This window comes from Citrobacter sp. A316, from assembly GCF_002042945.1.
Classification (GTDB): Bacteria; Pseudomonadota; Gammaproteobacteria; order Enterobacterales; family Enterobacteriaceae; genus Citrobacter; species Citrobacter portucalensis.
On record NZ_MVFZ01000008.1, the window covers coordinates 82,481 to 99,333 of the forward strand.

Genomic DNA, 16,853 nt, shown 5'->3' on the forward strand with positions numbered 1-16,853 from the left:
ACATTGATTTAACGCAAGGGGAATGGAGAGAGAAGTGTGATCTGTCTCACTGTCAGAAAGGCTGTATATCCCCCGTCCTCCCTTTGTTTATCGCTATGCCTGGTATTTTATGCTGGTTTTTAGAGTTTTAGCGTCTTAAAGATACTGTTTTTATGCTGAGAGTATAAGAAGATAAAAAAAACAGTCGGATATAAGGAAAAGTAATTTCATTTTGAATGAATGAAATTTCGATTATTTTGATTTGTTATGCAATAAATAAAGGCACGCCAGGGCGATTGATCCAGGTCATCGCCGACTGGGGCAAAAAATGGCAGGCTTTGGCCTCTTTTCAAGGCGCGGTCTACCAGATTATGCAGTTACAGAAATTAGTCAATATGTTTGGTGGGGATCTTTCTCGCCGTTACGGGCAAAAGGTTCATAAACTCACGCTTCACGGCGGCTTTAGCTGTCCAAATCGTGATGGCACCATCGGACGTGGTGGATGTACTTTCTGCAATGTCGCCTCGTTTGCTGATGAAGCGCAGCAGCACCATTCTATTGCCGAGCAGCTTGAGCATCAGGCGCATCTGGTCAATCGCGCAAAACGCTATCTGGCCTATTTCCAGGCCTATACCAGCACCTTTGCTGAAGTGCAGGTGCTGCGTTCGATGTATCAGCAGGCGGTCAGCCAGGCCAGTATCGTCGGGTTATGCGTTGGGACGCGCCCCGACTGCGTGCCGGATGCGGTACTCGATCTGCTTTGCGAGTATAAAGACCTCGGCTATGAGGTATGGCTGGAGCTTGGTTTGCAAACCGCGCATGACAAAACTTTGCACCGTATTAACCGCGGCCATGATTTAGCCTGTTACCAACGCACTACGCGACTGGCACGCGAGCGCGGGCTGAAAGTGTGCTCGCACCTGATTGTCGGTCTGCCGGGAGAAGGGCAGACGGAATGTCTGCAAACCATGGAGCGTGTGGTGGAGACGGGGGTTGACGGCATTAAGCTGCATCCGCTGCATATTGTGAAAGGCAGTACGATGGCGAAAGCCTGGGAAGCCGGGCGGCTGAACGGAATTGAACTGGACGACTATACGGTCACCGCCGGGGAGATGATCCGCCATACGCCGCCAGAGGTGATTTATCATCGCATTTCCGCCAGCGCGCGTCGCCCAACGCTGTTGGCGCCGCTATGGTGTGAAAACCGCTGGACCGGGATGGTCGAACTGGATAAGTACCTTAACAAGCACGGAGTGCAAGGCTCGGCGCTCGGTACGCCATGGGTGCAGCCTGAGAACTAACCCTCCGTAGGCCTGATAAGGCAAAGCCGACATCCGGCAATCTGCGCCTGCTTGCCTGATAGCGCTTTGCTTATCAGGCCTACGATGACCTCTCCGCGTTCATTTCACCGATAACCTCCGCATTTCTTGCACAATCTTCAACGTCACGCTGAGAATTGAGTATTATTGTGCCAAGTTGTCGTGAAGGAACCCTCTATGAAGCAAATCCGTATGCTGGCGCAATATTACGTCGACCTGATGATGAAGTTAGGTCTGGTGCGCTTTTCGCTGCTGTTGGCGCTGGCTCTGGTCGTGTTGGCAATTGTGGTGCAGATGGCTGTCACCATGGTGCTGCATGGCCAGGTAGAAAGCATTGATGTCATCCGCTCTATCTTTTTTGGTCTGTTAATTACCCCCTGGGCCGTCTATTTCTTGTCCGTGGTGGTGGAGCAACTTGAGGAGTCCCGGCAACGCCTGTCACGACTGGTACAAAAGCTGGAAGAGATGCGCGAGCGCGATCTCAAGCTCAATGTGCAGTTGAAAGATAATATTGCCCAGCTCAATCAGGAAATTGTTGAGCGTGAAAAAGCTGAAGCAGAGCGCCAGGAAACATTCGAGCAACTGAAGGTTGAAATCAAAGAGCGCGAAGAAGCGCAGATTCAGCTTGAGCAACAGTCTTCCTTTTTACGCTCTTTCCTGGATGCCTCGCCGGATCTGGTTTTTTATCGCAATGAAGATAAAGAGTTTTCCGGCTGTAACCGTGCCATGGAGCTGCTGACTGGCAAAAGCGAAAAGCAGCTGGTGAACTTAAAACCGGCTGACGTTTACTCTCCTGAAGCGGCTGAAAAGGTGATTGAGACCGACGAGAAGGTGTTCCGTCATAATGTTTCGCTCACCTACGAACAGTGGCTGGACTACCCGGACGGGCGCAAAGCCTGCTTTGAAATTCGCAAGGTGCCTTACTATGACCGCGTAGGTAAGCGACATGGTCTGATGGGCTTTGGGCGCGATATCACCGAACGTAAGCGTTATCAGGATGCGCTTGAGCGCGCCAGCCGCGATAAGACCACCTTCATTTCTACCATCAGCCACGAGCTACGCACCCCGCTTAACGGCATTGTCGGCTTAAGCCGGATCCTGCTGGATACGGATCTGACCGCGGAGCAGGAAAAATACCTGAAAACAATCCACGTCTCTGCCGTGACGCTGGGGAATATTTTCAACGATATTATCGACATGGATAAGATGGAGCGACGTAAAGTCCAGCTCGATAACCAGCCTGTTGATTTCACCAGCTTTATGGCGGATCTGGAAAACCTCTCTGGCCTACAGGCGCAGCAAAAAGGGCTGCGTTTTGTGCTTGAGCCAACGCTACCGCTGCCGCATAAGGTCATTACCGACGGCACGCGTTTGCGTCAGATCCTGTGGAATCTGATCAGCAACGCCGTGAAGTTTACCCAGCAGGGGCAGGTGACCGTGCGGGCGCGCTATGACCAGGGGAATATGCTGCATTTCGAAGTTGAAGATTCCGGGATCGGCATTCCGCAGGATGAGCAGGATAAAATCTTCGCCATGTATTATCAGGTGAAGGACAGCAACGGCGGTAAACCGGCCACAGGGACAGGGATTGGTTTGGCCGTGTCGAAGCGTCTGGCGAAAAACATGGGCGGTGATATTACGGTTTCCAGCCAGGCAGGAAAAGGGTCCATCTTTACGCTGACCGTGCATGCCCCTGCGGTAGCGGAAGAGATTGAAGACGCGTTTGAAGACGATGAAATGCCGCTGCCAGCCCTGAATGTGCTGCTGGTGGAAGACATTGAGCTTAACGTTATTGTTGCGCGCTCCGTGCTGGAAAAATTAGGCAACAGCGTGGATGTCGCGATGACCGGGAAAGCCGCGCTGGAAATGTTTACGCCGGGTGAATATGACCTGGTGCTGCTGGATATTCAGCTACCGGATATGACCGGTCTGGATATCTCGCGGGAGCTGACGCAAAAATACGCCCGTGAAGATCTGCCGCCGCTGGTTGCACTCACAGCCAACGTACTGAAAGATAAAAAAGAGTATCTGGACGCAGGCATGGACGACGTGCTGAGTAAGCCGCTGTCGGTTCCGGCGCTAACCGCCATGATCAAAAAATACTGGGATACCCGAAACGAAGAGGAGAGCACTGTGACATCTGAAGAAAGCAGTAAATCGCAAGCGCTGTTAGATATTCCTATGTTGGAACAATACCTCGAGCTGGTGGGACCGAAGTTAATTACCGACGGGCTGGCGGTGTTTGAGAAGATGATGCCGGGATATTTGAGCGTACTGGAGTCCAACCTGACGGCACGGGATAAAAAAGGTGTTGTTGAGGAAGGCCATAAAATTAAAGGCGCAGCAGGTTCAGTGGGGCTGCGTCACCTGCAACAGCTAGGTCAGCAAATCCAGTCGCCGGATCTTCCTGCCTGGGAAGATAACGTTGCTGAATGGATTGAAGAGATGAAGCAGGAGTGGCAGCACGACGTGGCAGTATTAAAAGCCTGGGTGGCGAGCGTGGAAAAAAAATGACCCCGGCTTGACCGGGGTGCGCGAATACTGCGCCAACACCAGGGAAATCGTGGCTGCGCCGTAAATTATTATCATTGTTTACAAGGGCGCAGCCCTAATTTTCAGGCCGCACGCAGTTAAGATAGCAAATCTTAAATAATTTGTTACATGAATCAGTTAAATGTGTGAAGCGTAGCATTTAAATCATAATAACTAATATGTTTCAGCCAGTTGAGAAAGGAGTATCACGATGAAAAAAGTGGGTGTAGTGCTCAGCGGATGCGGCGTGTATGACGGTGCAGAGATCCATGAAACTGTTCTCACGCTTCTGGCCATTGCCCGCAACGGCGCTCAAGCCGTCTGTTTCGCACCGGATAAACAACAAGCGGATGTGATTAATCATCTGACCGGCGAGCCGATGCTGGAAACTCGCAATGTGCTGATTGAAGCCGCACGTATCACACGCGGCGAAATTCGCCCACTTGCGCAGGCAGTCTCATCGGAACTGGATGCGTTGATCGTGCCGGGTGGGTTTGGTGCGGCCAAAAATCTGAGCAATTTTGCCAGTCAGGGCAGCGAATGCCGGGTTGACAGCGATTTAGCCGCGCTGGCGGTGGCCATGCATCAGGCGGGTAAGCCGTTGGGGTTTATGTGCATTGCGCCTGCCATGTTACCTAAAATTTTTGACTTCCCGCTGCGTCTGACCATCGGCACTGATATCGACACTGCAGAGGTGCTGGAAGAGATGGGCGCTGAGCATGTGCCTTGTCCGGTTGATGACATTGTCGTTGATGAAGACAACAAAATCGTCACCACGCCTGCCTATATGCTGGCGCAGGACATCGCTCAGGCCGTGAGTGGTATCGATAAACTGGTATCGCGTGTGCTGGTGCTGGCTGAATGAGAAAAGGAGTTACCGCCTTTCTGCGACGTATCTTTCTGCGGGCGGTGGTTGTCCTCGCCGTATTCTGGGGCGGGGGCATTGCACTTTTCAGCGTGATACCTGTGCCTTTCTCGGCGGTAATGGTCGAGCGACAGCTGGGCGCATGGCTGTCCGGTGATTTCGGCTATGTGGCGCACTCGGACTGGGTGAGCATGGATGAGATCTCACCGTGGATGGGGCTGGCGGTGATTGCTGCGGAGGATCAGAAGTTTCCCGACCACTGGGGGTTTGATGTCACCGCCATAGAGAAAGCGCTGGCGCACAATGAACGTAATGAAAACCGCATTCGCGGGGCGTCGACGTTATCGCAACAGACGGCGAAAAACCTCTTTCTGTGGGATGGACGAAGCTGGGTGCGTAAAGGTCTCGAAGCCGGGCTAACGCTGGGTATGGAAACCGTCTGGAGTAAGAAACGTATTCTGACCGTCTATTTGAATATTGCCGAGTTTGGCGATGGGATATTTGGCGTGGAGGCGGCGGCGCAACGGTATTTTCATAAACCGGCCAGTCGCTTGAGCCTGTCTGAAGCGGCCTTGCTGGCGGCAGTATTGCCCAATCCTTTGCGTTTTAAGGCGAATGCGCCTTCTGGTTATGTGCGTAACCGCCAGGCGTGGATTATGCGCCAAATGCGCCAGTTAGGCGGTGAGTCGTTTATGCGGGAAAAGAAGTTGTATTAGCGTAGTTATTGCCGGATGCGGCGTAAACGTCTTATCCGGCCTACTGGCTACGTTCTGTGTACTCGATTAATCTTCATCAAACCCTGAATTAAACAGGGCAATCACTGCGGCCAGGGCTTCAACTTCCTGTGGACCCGTGGCTTCAACTTCAATCTGACGCCCTTTGGCTGAATCCAGCATCAGCAGAGCGATAACACTGTTGGCCTCGGCTTCCGTTCCTTCATCATTACGCAGCAAAACTTCTGCTTCGAAACCCTGTATCAATTCAAACAGTTTCATAGCTGGGCGGGCATGCATGCCCAGCTTATTCGTGATTTCAACGGTTTGCTTCACGGTCATGATTTACGTTTTTCCAGCGTACGATGGCGTGACTGCACGTTTTTACCGCGTGAGCGGAAGTAGTCTGCCAGCTGCTCTGCAATATACACCGAACGGTGTTTCCCGCCGGTACAGCCGATGGCTACGGTTAGGTAGCTACGGTTGTTGGTCTCCAGCATGGGTAACCATAGCTCAAGATAGCTGCGAGTCTGGTAGATAAAATTGTGTACTTCTGTGTGCCTGTCGAGGAACGCGGCGACGGGGCGGTCAAGACCGGTCATTGGGCGCAGCTTCGGATCCCAGTGTGGGTTAGGCAGGAAGCGCACGTCAAAGACGTAATCCGCATCAATCGGGATACCGTGTTTGAAACCAAAGGATTCGAATACCATCGTCAATTCACGTTCACGTTTACCCAGCAGTCGGGTACGTAACATTTCCGCCAGTTCGTGTACGGACATCTCGGAGGTATCAACGATCAGGTCAGCGCGAGAGCGCAGAGGCTCCAGCAAATCGCTTTCCTTATCGATAGCGCTTTCCAGAGACAAGTTCTTGCTGGAGAGCGGGTGTAAACGACGCGTGTCACTGTAGCGACGAATCAGCGTGTTACGGTCAGCATCAAGGAACAGCAGCTGTGGTGAGAAGCCTTCAGGCAGATTGTTCATTGCCTGCTCGAAAATCTCTGGGGACTCAGGCATGTTGCGCACATCAATGCTGACGGCCGCAGAAATCTGGCGATTGGCCAGAGTACGAGCCAGATCGGGCAACAGCACTACGGGAAGGTTATCCACGCAGTAAAAACCCATATCCTCCAGCGCACGCAGGGCGACAGATTTACCTGACCCTGAACGACCGCTGACGATCATCAGTACCATGTACTGTTTCTCCTCACAACGACAAAAAAGGATGCCATTGGGTTGTTATGCCTCATCCTGTCCACCTTCGGTGTCCGTGATGATTTGATACAACTCCTGGTCACTTTGCGCGGCGCGCAGACGACGACAGATGGTTTTATCCGCCAAACGTTTTGCGACCAGTGACAACGTATGCAAATGCGTCTTGGTTTGGTCCGCCGGAACAAGCAGAGCGAACAGCAGATCGACAGGTTGATTATCAATGGCGTCGAAGGCGATAGGCGTTTCGAGTTGCACAAACACACCAACCGCGCGCATCGTGTCTTCTTCCAGCTTTCCGTGCGGGATAGCAATACCATTACCGATGCCGGTACTGCCCATTTTTTCACGTGTCAGAATGGCTTCAAATACCACCTGAGAAGGCAAGCTGAGCTGTTTTGCCGCCAGTTCACTGATGATTTCCAGTGCGCGTTTCTTGCTTTGGCAGTGAACGCCTGCGCGTGTACATTCCTGGTTAAGAACAGTGCTCAGTTGTAGAGTCGTATCGTTATTTGTCATAATTTCACCTAAGCGCTAACTGTACAAATGGCCCGTTGTGCTACACAACAGGCCGTCCTGCACCCGCTAACTGCCCGGACAAGTTAGTGCTGTTTCAGTTTATCTTTATGTTTTGTTAACTGCCGAGCCAGTTTATCAATTAAACCGTCAATGGCGGCGTACATATCCTGACCTTCCGCGCTGGCATGAATTTCGCCACCGTTCACATGCAGTGTTGCATCCGAGATATGTGTAACCTTCTCCACTTTCAACACAATATAGACCTGATTAATCCGGTCGAAATATTGTTCGAGCTTGGCAAATTTTGTATTCACAAAATCGCGCAGGGCTTCGGTGATTTCGACGTTGTTTCCAGTGATGTTGAGCTGCATAGTGTCTTCCTTATCGGTTGGGTCAGACCAGCTGTTTGCGCTGGTTAGACGGCGGAATGGATAAAGACTCTCGGTACTTCGCAACAGTGCGGCGCGCCACCATGATACCCTGTTCTGACAGCATAGAGGTTAACTTGCTGTCACTCAGTGGTTTCGCGGGGTTTTCCGCAGCAATTAATTTCTTCACCAGCGCACGGATAGCTGTGGATGAGGCTTCACCTCCGCCTTCAGTGTTAACGTGACTGGAAAAGAAATACTTCAATTCAAAAATGCCGCGCGGACTGTGCAGATACTTTTGCGTGGTCACACGGGAAATGGTCGATTCGTGCATCTCGACGGCCTGGGCGATATCCGCCAGCACCATCGGTTTCATAAACTCTTCGCCTTGCTCAAAGAAGGCTTGCTGTTGCTCCACGATGCAGCGACTGACCCGCAGCAACGTATCATTGCGGCTTTCCAGGCTTTTAATCAGCCACTTCGCATCCTGCAAATTGCTACGAATAAACTGGCTGTCAGCATCGTTGCGCGCGCTATTGCACATGGCAGCGTAGTGCTGGTTAATCTGCAGTCGTGGAATGCTGTCGCCGTTGAGTTCGACCACCCAGCGATCGTTATGCTTAAGCACCAGCACATCCGGAATGACGTATTCTGGTTCGCCAGTCTGGATCGACTGTCCAGGTCTTGGGTCCAGCGACTGAATAAGATTGACGGCTTCTTTCAGCACATCTTCTTTCAGCCGGGTCACGCGCATCAGCGTGCGGAAGTCATGGTTGGCTAACAGATCGAGATGATCGCTGATGATCAGGCGCGCTTCTTCCAGCCACGGTGTGGTTTTATCAAACTGCGAAAGTTGGATCAGTAAGCAGTCACGGAGATCTTTGGCGGCCACGCCAACGGGATCAAAGCGCTGAACGCGTTTAAGCACGGCTTCGATTTCGTCCATACCGACGTCATCATCGCCCATGCTTTCGAGAATATCGTCCAAGGTCACGGTGAGATAACCGGTTTCGTCTACCGCATCCACAATGGATGTCGCAATGGCGCGATCGGTATCCGAGAACGGGGTCAGTTCCACTTGCCACATCAGGTAATCCTGTAGTGATTGCGTGGTCTCACCCTGATACACAGGCAGTTCGTCGTCGATGTAATCTCCGCTGGTGCCCGAAGGCGTCCCGGCGGTGTAAATTTCATCCCAACTGGCGTCAAGCGGCAACTCCTCAGGCATCTCTTTTTGTTCGAGTGCATCTGCGGTGTCGAGGGTTTCGCTATCCTGTTTTTCCTGGGTATCAATTTCGTCGTGAAGATCGGTTTGCTCGAGCAGTGGGTTACTTTCCAGCGCTTGCTGAAGTTCTTGCTGAAGTTCCAGCGTGGACAGCTGCAACAGACGGATAGCCTGTTGTAGCTGAGGCGTCATCGCCAGTTGTTGGCTAAGCCTGAGTTGCAAACCTTGCTTCATGTTCAGAGTTGTTCTCTCCTGCAGTGACGTGAAGTCTTCTACCCTATCAGAGTCTGAAGTCTTCCCCAAGGTATACGCGCTTAACGTGCTCATCCTGCAGTATTTCTGTTGGCGTGCCGTGCGCGATCAGGTGCCCCTGACTCACGATATAGGCGCGCTCACACACTGCCAGCGTTTCGCGGACGTTATGGTCGGTAATCAGCACGCCAAGGCCGCTGTCGCGCAGGTGTTCGATGATCCGTTTGATATCAATAACGGAAATCGGGTCAACACCGGCAAACGGTTCATCCAGCAGGATAAATTTCGGATTAGCGGCCAGTGCGCGGGCGATCTCCACGCGGCGTCGTTCACCACCGGAGAGCGACTGGCCTAAGCTGTCGCGCAGGTGTTCGATGTGGAATTCTTCCATCAGCTCGTTGGCGCGATCTTCGCGCTGCTCGCTGGTCAGATCGTCACGAATTTGCAGTACCGCCATCAGGTTGTCAAACACGCTCAGGCGACGGAAAATCGATGCTTCCTGCGGTAAGTAGCCGATGCCGCGACGCGCGCGCGCATGCAGGGGCAGCAGGCTGATGTCTTCGTCATCAATGATAATGTTGCCCGCATCGCGCGGGACAATGCCGACCACCATGTAAAAGGTTGTTGTCTTACCCGCACCGTTAGGACCGAGCAGACCGACGATCTCCCCGGAGTTGACGGTGAGACTGACATCTTCAACCACACGACGGCCTTTATAGGCTTTTGCAAGGTTCTTTGCAGTTAATGTTGCCATAACGAATCAGTTACCTTTTTTCTCTGCCGGAGCCTTGTTTTTGTCCTGCAACTGCGACGGAACCAGAACGGTGGTGACGCGTTTGCCTTTATCGCTGAAGGCCTGCATTTTCTGCTCTTTTACCAGATAGGTGATCTTATCGCCCGTGATGTTGCTATCGAGCTGTTCCAGATACGCCTTGCCGGTGAGAACGACGAAGTCTTTCGCCAGTTCATAGTGCATCTGCGAGGCGTGGCCTTTAACCGGTTTACCGTTGTCCTGCATCTGGTAAAACGTTGCAGGATTGCCATAGCCGTCAATCACTTCTTTGCCGTCTTCACCGCCAGGACGGGTCACGACGACTTTATCGGCGTTAATTTTGATAGTGCCCTGCGTCACAATCACGTTACCAGTAAACGTCACCACGTTGCCCTGCATATCCAGGGACTGCTGGTCCGATTCAATGTGAATCGGCTGCTCGGTATCGCCGGTGACGGCAAATGCCGGAATGCTGGCGGCCAGAAGTGAGCTGGCAAGTACAAGATTAAGGCTGAGTTTGTTTGTTTTGGATTTCATATGAGGTTCTAACCTTTTCAATCAGCTCGGCGTTCTTGCTGCGTAAGTTGCCGCGCATCTTCAGTCCGCTGGAGTTAAATGTTGTGCCATACAACGTCACCAGATCATCGGAAGTGACGTCTTGTGTCACCAGGTTAATCTGCGCGTTATCGGTCGTAATTCTGCGTAGTTGAGAGTCAGGCACCAGGGCGTTAACCTCAACATGGCCGTACAGATACAGCATCCGATCGTTGGTCAATTTGGCTTTATCGGCCTTGATCGTCCAGGTCGGTACTTTATCCTTATCAAACGTGGTTAATACCGGTTGGGTAAACCACGAAACCGCTTGTTCCGAATAATATTCAACGTGTTGTGCGATCAAGTGATAGCTCAGGGCGCCTTCCGGACTATACACCAGGGTATCAGTATGTTCGCTCTTATAGGTTGGCTCGTTGTTATTGACGACGACCTGAGCGGTGTCGTCTTTGTCTGCCAGATTGATACCAATCATCACAAGGACAGCCAGCGACAGTAGAATGATAACCCAACGTCTGGTTTTGCTCATATCGATTGCCCTTTGGCCTCGTCCAGTTTGCCCTGCGCCAGGAGTAATAAATCGCAGACTTCACGCACAGCGCCACGTCCCCCATCAATGCGGGTGACATAATCGGCTCGCGGGATCAGCAAAGGGTGGGCATCAGCCACCGCGACGCTTAATCCCACTTTAGCCATCACCGGCCAGTCGATCAGGTCATCGCCAACGTAGGCGACATTCTCCGGCGCGATCGCCAGTTTGCTAAGTAAATCGCCAAAGGCAACCAGTTTGTCTGACTGCCCCTGATACAGGTGGGTGATCCCCAAAGTGGCACAGCGATCTTCTACAAGTTTAGCCTTTCGTCCGGTAATAATGGCAACCTCAATACCGGAAGTGAGCGCACAGCGAATTCCGTAACCATCACGGACGTTAAAAGCCTTCAGCTCTTCACCGTTGTTGCCCATATAAATCAGACCATCAGACAGTACGCCATCCACATCCAGGATCAGCAAACGGATGTTTTCTGCCCGGGTGATAACGTCTGCGCTGACGGGTCCATAACAGGTCGCAAGCGACGCACCTGCTTTACTCATTTTCGTTATCCTTGAGTTTCTTACACTACACCTGCACGCAGCAGATCATGCATATGTAACACACCGAGTAACTGGTCGCCATCAGCAACCATTACCGAGGTGATATGGCGGGACTGCATTAAGTTCAGGGCATCGACGGCAAGAATACCCGGACGCACGCGAATGCCTCCGGGGGTCATCACATCAGCAATGCCTAACTGGCGTACATCAACGCCCATATCGAAGACACGACGTAAATCGCCATCGGTGAAAATACCGTCAATCTTCATGGCATCATCGCAAATGACGGTCATACCGAGATTTTTACGTGTGATCTCAATTAAGGCGTCACGCAGGCTGGCGTTTTTAGTCACATGCGGGATCTCGTCGCCCGTATGCATAATATCGTTAACGCGCAGTAAAAGCTTACGGCCCAGTGCGCCACCGGGATGAGACAACGCAAAATCTTCCGCGGTAAAGCCGCGCGCTTTTAATAATGCCACCGCAAGGGCATCGCCCATCACCAGTGTTGCTGTCGTGCTGCTGGTCGGCGCCAGGCCTAACGGACAAGCTTCCTTGGGCACTTTAACACACAGATGCACATCTGCCGCACGCGCCATACTGCTTTCCGGACGACCTGTCATGCAGATAAGCGGTACATGAAGACGTTTTAATACCGGGATCAGCGCCGCTATCTCATTGGATTCACCGGAGTTAGAGATGGCAATGACCACATCCTGCGGGGAGACCATTCCCAGATCGCCATGTGCGGCTTCGCCTGGGTGTACAAAAAATGAGGGGGTACCGGTGCTGGCAAATGTGGCTGCCATTTTCCGCCCGATATGACCAGATTTCCCCATTCCCATCACCACCACTTTGCCCGGGCAGCTGAATATTTTCTCGCATGCGAGGGTAAAATTTTGGTTGATGTACTGATCAAGCTCCGCCAGGCCTTCACGTTCAATTGCCAGGACTTCCTTGCCTGCTTGCTGAAAGTCAAAACCCGGTTGCAACTCTAAGTGCGACATAATGCGTTTCCAGTTATCCAACGAGAAGTGGCGATAACCAATACAGCATCGCCAGCCATATGATAAAACCGCCGGTCAGCAGCGCACCTGCGCCGCGACCAATCTGGCGCGGACGTCGCCAGCAGAGTAGTGCAAAAATTACGCTCACCAGCAGCATGACGCTATAGTCGCGGGTGAAGGCCATCGGATTGACTTCACCCGGCGTAATCAACGCCGGTAGCCCGAGGACGATAACGATATTAAAAATGTTCGCGCCGATAATGTTACCGACGGCAATATCGTTTTCACCTTTACGCAGACCCGCAATCGCCGTTGCCAGCTCCGGCAGGCTGGTACCAATGGCGACCACTGTCAGCCCGATAGTAAGTTCGCTCATGGCGAAATAGTTCGCCAGCACGGTAGCGTTATCCACCACCATACGTGTTGCCATTGGCATGATAATCAGCGCAATGCCCAACCATAAAAATGCGACAGGTAACCCGCCTTCACGCGGCAGCTCAGCTATCTGCTCACGTGTCAGGCTGTCATTGCCTTGTCGCTCGGCCAGACGGGCGATTTTAACAATGAATAGCAGCCATAGCACGGCCAGAAGCAGAAGAAAGAAACCGTCGCTGCGGCTTAACTGTCCGTCATACAGGACGGATGCAGCTAAAATACTTACCAGCAACATTAGCGGCAATTCACGACGCAGAACATCAGAATGCACGGTAAAAGGGTGAATCAGCGCCGACAGGCCTAAAATAAGCAGAATGTTGGTGATGTTAGAACCTATGGCGGTCCCGACAGCCAGATCGAGTTGCCCATTCATCGATGCGGCAACAGAGACAATTATCTCGGGTAACGACGTACCAATGCTGACCACGGTCATCCCGATGATAATGGGTGGAATACCGAAGTTTCGACATAAAATGGATGCGGCAAATACCAGACGGTCGGCACCGTAGACCACCAGAAGTAAACCAATTATTAACAGCGCCGTCGCTAAAAGCATCTAAAGTCCTTTCTTCAGGTATACTCGCCGGTCCACTTGAAGGATCTTCTGGAAGCCGTAACGAAGTCTTAATTTTGACTTTATGCGGCTAAAAAGTAAAACAAATGCCAGCTTTCGCTAACCAGGACAGGCAATAATCTGTAAATATGTTGGGTTCAGGGCTAAATTGAGCGCCAAACTCTTCGATCAACGAGGCAATAGTAAAGGATGAATCAATGGGTCAGTCTGTGGCGAATCTAGTCGATATGCGCGATGTCAGCTTTTCCCGGGGTGACCGCTGCATCTTTGATAATATTTCCCTGACGGTACCGCGCGGTAAGGTGACGGCGATCATGGGGCCATCAGGCATCGGCAAAACGACGCTGTTGCGTCTGATTGGCGGACAGATCCCCCCGGATAAGGGCGAGATCCTGTTTGACGGTGAGAACGTCCCGGCCATGTCCCGTTCGCGTTTATTTACCGTGCGTAAGCGCATGAGTATGCTGTTTCAGTCTGGTGCGCTATTTACCGACATGAATGTTTTTGACAACGTCGCGTACCCTCTGCGCGAGCATACGACGTTGCCAGCGCCGTTGCTGAAGAGCACGGTGATGATGAAGCTCGAGGCCGTCGGCCTGCGGGGTGCAGCAAAATTAATGCCTTCTGAATTATCCGGTGGGATGGCGCGTCGCGCCGCGTTAGCACGTGCTATCGCGCTGGAGCCAGACCTCATCATGTTTGATGAGCCGTTCGTCGGTCAGGATCCCATCACCATGGGCGTGCTGGTGAAGCTGATTTCAGAACTGAACAGCGCGCTGGGCGTCACCTGCGTGGTCGTTTCCCATGATGTGCCTGAAGTACTGAGTATTGCGGATTACGCCTATATTATGGCGGACAAAAAAATAGTGGCCTACGGTAGTGCTCAGGCACTACAAGAAAATGCCGATCCGCGCGTACGCCAGTTCCTTGACGGTATTGCCGATGGACCGGTTCCGTTCCGTTACCCGGCGGGCGACTACCACATCGATTTACTCAAAACAGGGAGTTAAGCCACCCATGTTGTTAAATGCGCTGGCATCACTCGGACATCGGGGAATAAAAACCCTCAGGACGTTCGGGCGAGCCGGATTAATGTTGTTCAATGCGGTTGTCGGCAAGCCGGAGTTTCGCAAACATGCGCCGCTGCTGATACGCCAGCTCTATAATGTCGGTGTCTTATCGATGCTGATCATTATTGTTTCTGGCGTGTTCATCGGTATGGTGCTGGGGTTGCAGGGATACCTGGTGCTGACGACTTACAGTGCGGAAACCAGCCTCGGTATGCTGGTGGCGCTGTCATTGTTACGTGAGCTGGGACCGGTTGTTGCGGCGCTGCTGTTTGCCGGGCGGGCCGGGTCGGCCTTAACCGCAGAAATTGGCCTGATGCGAGCGACCGAACAGCTTTCCAGTCTGGAAATGATGGCCGTCGATCCACTGCGCCGGGTGATCTCGCCGCGTTTTTGGGCTGGCGTCATTTCATTGCCGCTGCTGACGATTATTTTTGTCGCCGTGGGGATCTGGGGTGGTTCACTGGTTGGCGTAAGCTGGAAGGGTATTGATGCGGGCTTTTTCTGGTCGGCTATGCAAAATGCCGTCGACTGGCGTCTGGACCTGGTCAACTGTCTGATTAAGAGCGTGGTGTTCGCCATTACGGTCACCTGGATTGCATTGTTCAATGGTTATGATGCGATCCCGACCTCTGCCGGGATTAGCCGGGCAACGACACGCACCGTTGTGCACGCCTCTCTTGCCGTTCTGGGGCTGGATTTTGTGCTGACCGCACTGATGTTTGGGAATTGAGTTCATGCAAACGAAAAAAAATGAAATTTGGGTCGGGTTATTCTTGCTGGTTGCGCTGCTGGCAGCGCTGTTTGTGTGCCTGAAGGCAGCAAACGTCACCTCAATGCGTACTGAGCCGACTTACACGATTTATGCGACCTTTGATAATATCGGCGGCCTGAGAGAGCGTTCTCCGGTGCGGATTGGCGGGGTGGTAGTTGGACGCGTATCGGACATCTCATTAGATCCGAAAACGTACCTGCCGCGCGTGACGCTGGAAATCGAATCGCGTTTTAACCATATTCCTGACACCAGTTCTCTGAGCATCCGTACTTCCGGTCTGCTGGGCGAACAGTATCTGGCATTGAACGTGGGTTTTGAAGATCCTGAGCTGGGAACGTCTATCCTCAAAGATGGCGGTACGATTCAGGACACGAAATCCGCGATGGTGCTGGAAGATATGATTGGTCAGTTCCTTTACAACAGCAACAGTAAAGGTGATGACAATAAGAATTCTGGCGATGCGCCAGCCGCAACTGAAGGCAATAATGAAGCCACTACGCCTGCGGGCGCAACGAAATAATCTCAGGAGAATCGACGTATGTTTAAACGATTGATGATGGTGGCTATGCTGGTGATTGCTCCACTTAGCGCGGCAACCGCAGCAGACCAGACTAACCCGTACAAACTGATGGATGAGGCGGCGCAGAAGACCTTTGACCGTCTGAAAAACGAGCAACCAAAAATCCGTTCCAACCCTGATTACCTGCGTCAGGTCGTCGATCAGGAACTGCTGCCTTATGTGCAGGTTAAGTATGCCGGTGCGCTGGTGCTGGGCCGTTACTACAAAGATGCGACTCCTGCCCAACGTGAAGCCTATTTTGCCGCATTCCGTGAATATCTGAAGCAGGCTTACGGTCAGGCGCTGGCGATGTACCACGGCCAGACCTATCAGATTGCCCCTGAGCAGCCGCTGGGTGATGCGACCATCGTACCTATCCGCGTAACCATCATCGATCCAAACGGTCGTCCTCCGGTACGTCTGGATTTCCAGTGGCGTAAAAACTCCCAGACCGGTAACTGGCAGGCGTATGACATGATCGCCGAAGGCGTAAGTATGATCACCACCAAACAAAATGAGTGGAGCGACCTGCTGCGTACCAAAGGTATTGATGGCCTGACGGCGCAGCTGAAATCTATTTCTCAGCAGAAAATCACGCTGGAAGAGAAAAAATAATGACGCAGTCACTCACCTGGACGCGCGAAGGCGACAAGCTGGTGCTGGTGGGAGAGCTGGATCAGGACGTGTTAAATCCCTTATGGGATGCGCGAATTGAGGCGATGAAAGGGGTATCCTGCATCGACCTGAACCAGGTATCCCGGGTAGATACCGGCGGTTTGGCGTTACTGTTGCATCTGATTAATCAAGGCAAGCAGCAGGGAAATAGCGTTTCGCTCACTGGCGTTAACGATAAAGTGTACACGCTGGCGCAGCTTTACAATCTGCCTGACGACGTCCTTCCGCGTTAATTTTTCCAGGCCGGATAAGGTCTTGTGCCGCTATCCGGCAAACCCCCTGAGGGGGATCTGCTACTAAAGCCTTGTCTGATTTATCAGCGAGGCTTTTTGCTTATTTATGACAGCGCCACTTTGCTCTAA

At 52.3% G+C, this 16,853-nt stretch carries 20 protein-coding genes; 9 read left to right on the forward strand and 11 right to left on the reverse strand.

Annotated elements, in window-relative coordinates; all coding sequences use genetic code 11:
• The first annotated feature begins 350 nt into the window (after positions 1-350).
• The 4 genes from BZK41_RS11690 to mtgA all read left to right on the forward strand — a co-directional run bounded on the left by BZK41_RS11690 (position 351) and on the right by mtgA (position 5,411).
• Positions 351-1,280: a TIGR01212 family radical SAM protein gene (locus BZK41_RS11690; protein WP_139762604.1), complete on the forward strand. Its 930-nt coding sequence runs from the start codon at positions 351-353 to the stop codon at positions 1,278-1,280.
• A 195-nt stretch (positions 1,281-1,475) separates the two neighbouring features.
• Positions 1,476-3,812: an aerobic respiration two-component sensor histidine kinase ArcB gene (arcB, locus tag BZK41_RS11695; protein ID WP_079938257.1), complete on the forward strand. Its 2,337-nt coding sequence runs from the start codon at positions 1,476-1,478 to the stop codon at positions 3,810-3,812.
• A 229-nt stretch (positions 3,813-4,041) separates the two neighbouring features.
• Complete coding sequence (gene elbB / locus BZK41_RS11700; protein ID WP_079938258.1) at positions 4,042-4,695, forward strand: isoprenoid biosynthesis glyoxalase ElbB; 654 nt, start codon at positions 4,042-4,044, stop codon at positions 4,693-4,695.
• Positions 4,692-5,411: a monofunctional biosynthetic peptidoglycan transglycosylase gene (gene mtgA, locus BZK41_RS11705; RefSeq protein ID WP_079938259.1), complete on the forward strand. Its 720-nt coding sequence runs from the start codon at positions 4,692-4,694 to the stop codon at positions 5,409-5,411. The genes elbB and mtgA overlap by 4 nt, the downstream gene beginning before the upstream one ends.
• Before the next feature lie 66 nt (positions 5,412-5,477).
• On the opposite strand, the gene npr is transcribed toward mtgA, so the two are convergent.
• From npr to BZK41_RS11760, 11 genes are all read right to left on the reverse strand, one after another.
• Positions 5,478-5,750, reverse strand: coding sequence for a PTS phosphocarrier protein NPr (gene npr, locus BZK41_RS11710; protein ID WP_079938260.1), 273 nt, complete (start codon positions 5,748-5,750; stop codon positions 5,478-5,480).
• Complete coding sequence (rapZ, locus tag BZK41_RS11715) at positions 5,747-6,601, reverse strand: RNase adapter RapZ (protein ID WP_079938261.1); 855 nt, start codon at positions 6,599-6,601, stop codon at positions 5,747-5,749. Before rapZ ends, npr begins: the two co-directional genes overlap by 4 nt.
• A 45-nt stretch (positions 6,602-6,646) precedes the next feature.
• Positions 6,647-7,138 carry a PTS IIA-like nitrogen regulatory protein PtsN gene (gene ptsN / locus BZK41_RS11720; protein WP_003025083.1) on the reverse strand — a complete coding sequence of 164 codons (492 nt, stop codon included), beginning with the start codon at positions 7,136-7,138 and terminating at the stop codon, positions 6,647-6,649.
• A gap of 83 nt (positions 7,139-7,221) precedes the next feature.
• Positions 7,222-7,509 (reverse strand): ribosome hibernation promoting factor, encoded by a 288-nt coding sequence (gene hpf / locus BZK41_RS11725; protein ID WP_003025078.1) that lies wholly within the window; start codon positions 7,507-7,509, stop codon positions 7,222-7,224.
• Between the two features lie 22 nt (positions 7,510-7,531).
• A complete protein-coding gene (gene rpoN / locus BZK41_RS11730; RefSeq protein WP_079938262.1) occupies positions 7,532-8,965 on the reverse strand; it encodes an RNA polymerase factor sigma-54 in 1,434 nt (477 codons plus the stop codon).
• Between the two features lie 46 nt (positions 8,966-9,011).
• Positions 9,012-9,737 (reverse strand): LPS export ABC transporter ATP-binding protein, encoded by a 726-nt coding sequence (gene lptB, locus BZK41_RS11735; RefSeq protein ID WP_003828761.1) that lies wholly within the window; start codon positions 9,735-9,737, stop codon positions 9,012-9,014.
• A 6-nt stretch (positions 9,738-9,743) separates the two neighbouring features.
• On the reverse strand, positions 9,744-10,292 hold the full coding sequence (gene lptA / locus BZK41_RS11740) for a lipopolysaccharide ABC transporter substrate-binding protein LptA (RefSeq protein ID WP_003828759.1): 549 nt from the start codon (positions 10,290-10,292) through the stop codon (positions 9,744-9,746).
• Entirely contained in the window at positions 10,261-10,836 is a 576-nt protein-coding gene (lptC, locus tag BZK41_RS11745; RefSeq protein WP_079938263.1) for an LPS export ABC transporter periplasmic protein LptC, read from the reverse strand. Before lptC ends, lptA begins: the two co-directional genes overlap by 32 nt.
• Complete coding sequence (kdsC, locus tag BZK41_RS11750; protein WP_079938264.1) at positions 10,833-11,399, reverse strand: 3-deoxy-manno-octulosonate-8-phosphatase KdsC; 567 nt, start codon at positions 11,397-11,399, stop codon at positions 10,833-10,835. The genes lptC and kdsC overlap by 4 nt, the downstream gene beginning before the upstream one ends.
• A gap of 20 nt (positions 11,400-11,419) precedes the next feature.
• Positions 11,420-12,406 carry an arabinose-5-phosphate isomerase KdsD gene (gene kdsD / locus BZK41_RS11755; RefSeq protein ID WP_003025063.1) on the reverse strand — a complete coding sequence of 329 codons (987 nt, stop codon included), beginning with the start codon at positions 12,404-12,406 and terminating at the stop codon, positions 11,420-11,422.
• 13 nt (positions 12,407-12,419) lie between these two features.
• A complete protein-coding gene (locus tag BZK41_RS11760; protein ID WP_016154684.1) occupies positions 12,420-13,397 on the reverse strand; it encodes a calcium/sodium antiporter in 978 nt (325 codons plus the stop codon).
• Between the two features lie 215 nt (positions 13,398-13,612).
• On the opposite strand from BZK41_RS11760, the gene mlaF reads away from it, so the two are divergent.
• The 5 genes from mlaF to mlaB are packed head-to-tail and all read left to right on the forward strand — an operon-like array spanning position 13,613 to position 16,724.
• Complete coding sequence (gene mlaF, locus BZK41_RS11765; protein ID WP_003828749.1) at positions 13,613-14,425, forward strand: phospholipid ABC transporter ATP-binding protein MlaF; 813 nt, start codon at positions 13,613-13,615, stop codon at positions 14,423-14,425.
• A 7-nt stretch (positions 14,426-14,432) separates the two neighbouring features.
• Entirely contained in the window at positions 14,433-15,215 is a 783-nt protein-coding gene (gene mlaE / locus BZK41_RS11770) for a lipid asymmetry maintenance ABC transporter permease subunit MlaE (RefSeq protein ID WP_003025053.1), read from the forward strand.
• Between the two features lie 4 nt (positions 15,216-15,219).
• Positions 15,220-15,777: an outer membrane lipid asymmetry maintenance protein MlaD gene (gene mlaD, locus BZK41_RS11775; RefSeq protein WP_003025050.1), complete on the forward strand. Its 558-nt coding sequence runs from the start codon at positions 15,220-15,222 to the stop codon at positions 15,775-15,777.
• Positions 15,778-15,795: 18 nt separating this feature from the next.
• Entirely contained in the window at positions 15,796-16,431 is a 636-nt protein-coding gene (gene mlaC, locus BZK41_RS11780) for a phospholipid-binding protein MlaC (protein ID WP_003025047.1), read from the forward strand.
• Positions 16,431-16,724, forward strand: a complete 294-nt coding sequence (gene mlaB, locus BZK41_RS11785; protein ID WP_003025045.1) for a lipid asymmetry maintenance protein MlaB — start codon at positions 16,431-16,433, stop codon at positions 16,722-16,724. Before mlaC ends, mlaB begins: the two co-directional genes overlap by 1 nt.
• Positions 16,725-16,853: the final 129 nt, after the last annotated feature.

Excerpts from the sequence above, each read along its gene's own strand:
- kdsD (WP_003025063.1), bottom strand. The coding sequence starts at position 12,406 with ATGTCGCACTTAGAGTTGCAACCGGGTTTTGACTTTCAGCAAGCAGGC.
- BZK41_RS11760 (WP_016154684.1), bottom strand. The coding sequence starts at position 13,397 with ATGCTTTTAGCGACGGCGCTGTTAATAATTGGTTTACTTCTGGTGGTC.
- elbB (WP_079938258.1), top strand. The coding sequence starts at position 4,042 with ATGAAAAAAGTGGGTGTAGTGCTCAGCGGATGCGGCGTGTATGACGGT.
- npr (WP_079938260.1), bottom strand. The coding sequence starts at position 5,750 with ATGACCGTGAAGCAAACCGTTGAAATCACGAATAAGCTGGGCATGCAT.
- arcB (WP_079938257.1), top strand. The coding sequence starts at position 1,476 with ATGAAGCAAATCCGTATGCTGGCGCAATATTACGTCGACCTGATGATG.
- kdsC (WP_079938264.1), bottom strand. The coding sequence starts at position 11,399 with ATGAGTAAAGCAGGTGCGTCGCTTGCGACCTGTTATGGACCCGTCAGC.
- ptsN (WP_003025083.1), bottom strand. The coding sequence starts at position 7,138 with ATGACAAATAACGATACGACTCTACAACTGAGCACTGTTCTTAACCAG.
- lptA (WP_003828759.1), bottom strand. The coding sequence starts at position 10,292 with ATGAAATCCAAAACAAACAAACTCAGCCTTAATCTTGTACTTGCCAGC.
- lptB (WP_003828761.1), bottom strand. The coding sequence starts at position 9,737 with ATGGCAACATTAACTGCAAAGAACCTTGCAAAAGCCTATAAAGGCCGT.
- mlaF (WP_003828749.1), top strand. The coding sequence starts at position 13,613 with ATGGGTCAGTCTGTGGCGAATCTAGTCGATATGCGCGATGTCAGCTTT.
- rapZ (WP_079938261.1), bottom strand. The coding sequence starts at position 6,601 with ATGGTACTGATGATCGTCAGCGGTCGTTCAGGGTCAGGTAAATCTGTC.
- mlaD (WP_003025050.1), top strand. The coding sequence starts at position 15,220 with ATGCAAACGAAAAAAAATGAAATTTGGGTCGGGTTATTCTTGCTGGTT.
- mlaB (WP_003025045.1), top strand. The coding sequence starts at position 16,431 with ATGACGCAGTCACTCACCTGGACGCGCGAAGGCGACAAGCTGGTGCTG.
- hpf (WP_003025078.1), bottom strand. The coding sequence starts at position 7,509 with ATGCAGCTCAACATCACTGGAAACAACGTCGAAATCACCGAAGCCCTG.
- mlaC (WP_003025047.1), top strand. The coding sequence starts at position 15,796 with ATGTTTAAACGATTGATGATGGTGGCTATGCTGGTGATTGCTCCACTT.
- lptC (WP_079938263.1), bottom strand. The coding sequence starts at position 10,836 with ATGAGCAAAACCAGACGTTGGGTTATCATTCTACTGTCGCTGGCTGTC.
- rpoN (WP_079938262.1), bottom strand. The coding sequence starts at position 8,965 with ATGAAGCAAGGTTTGCAACTCAGGCTTAGCCAACAACTGGCGATGACG.
- mtgA (WP_079938259.1), top strand. The coding sequence starts at position 4,692 with ATGAGAAAAGGAGTTACCGCCTTTCTGCGACGTATCTTTCTGCGGGCG.
- mlaE (WP_003025053.1), top strand. The coding sequence starts at position 14,433 with ATGTTGTTAAATGCGCTGGCATCACTCGGACATCGGGGAATAAAAACC.
- BZK41_RS11690 (WP_139762604.1), top strand. The coding sequence starts at position 351 with ATGCAGTTACAGAAATTAGTCAATATGTTTGGTGGGGATCTTTCTCGC.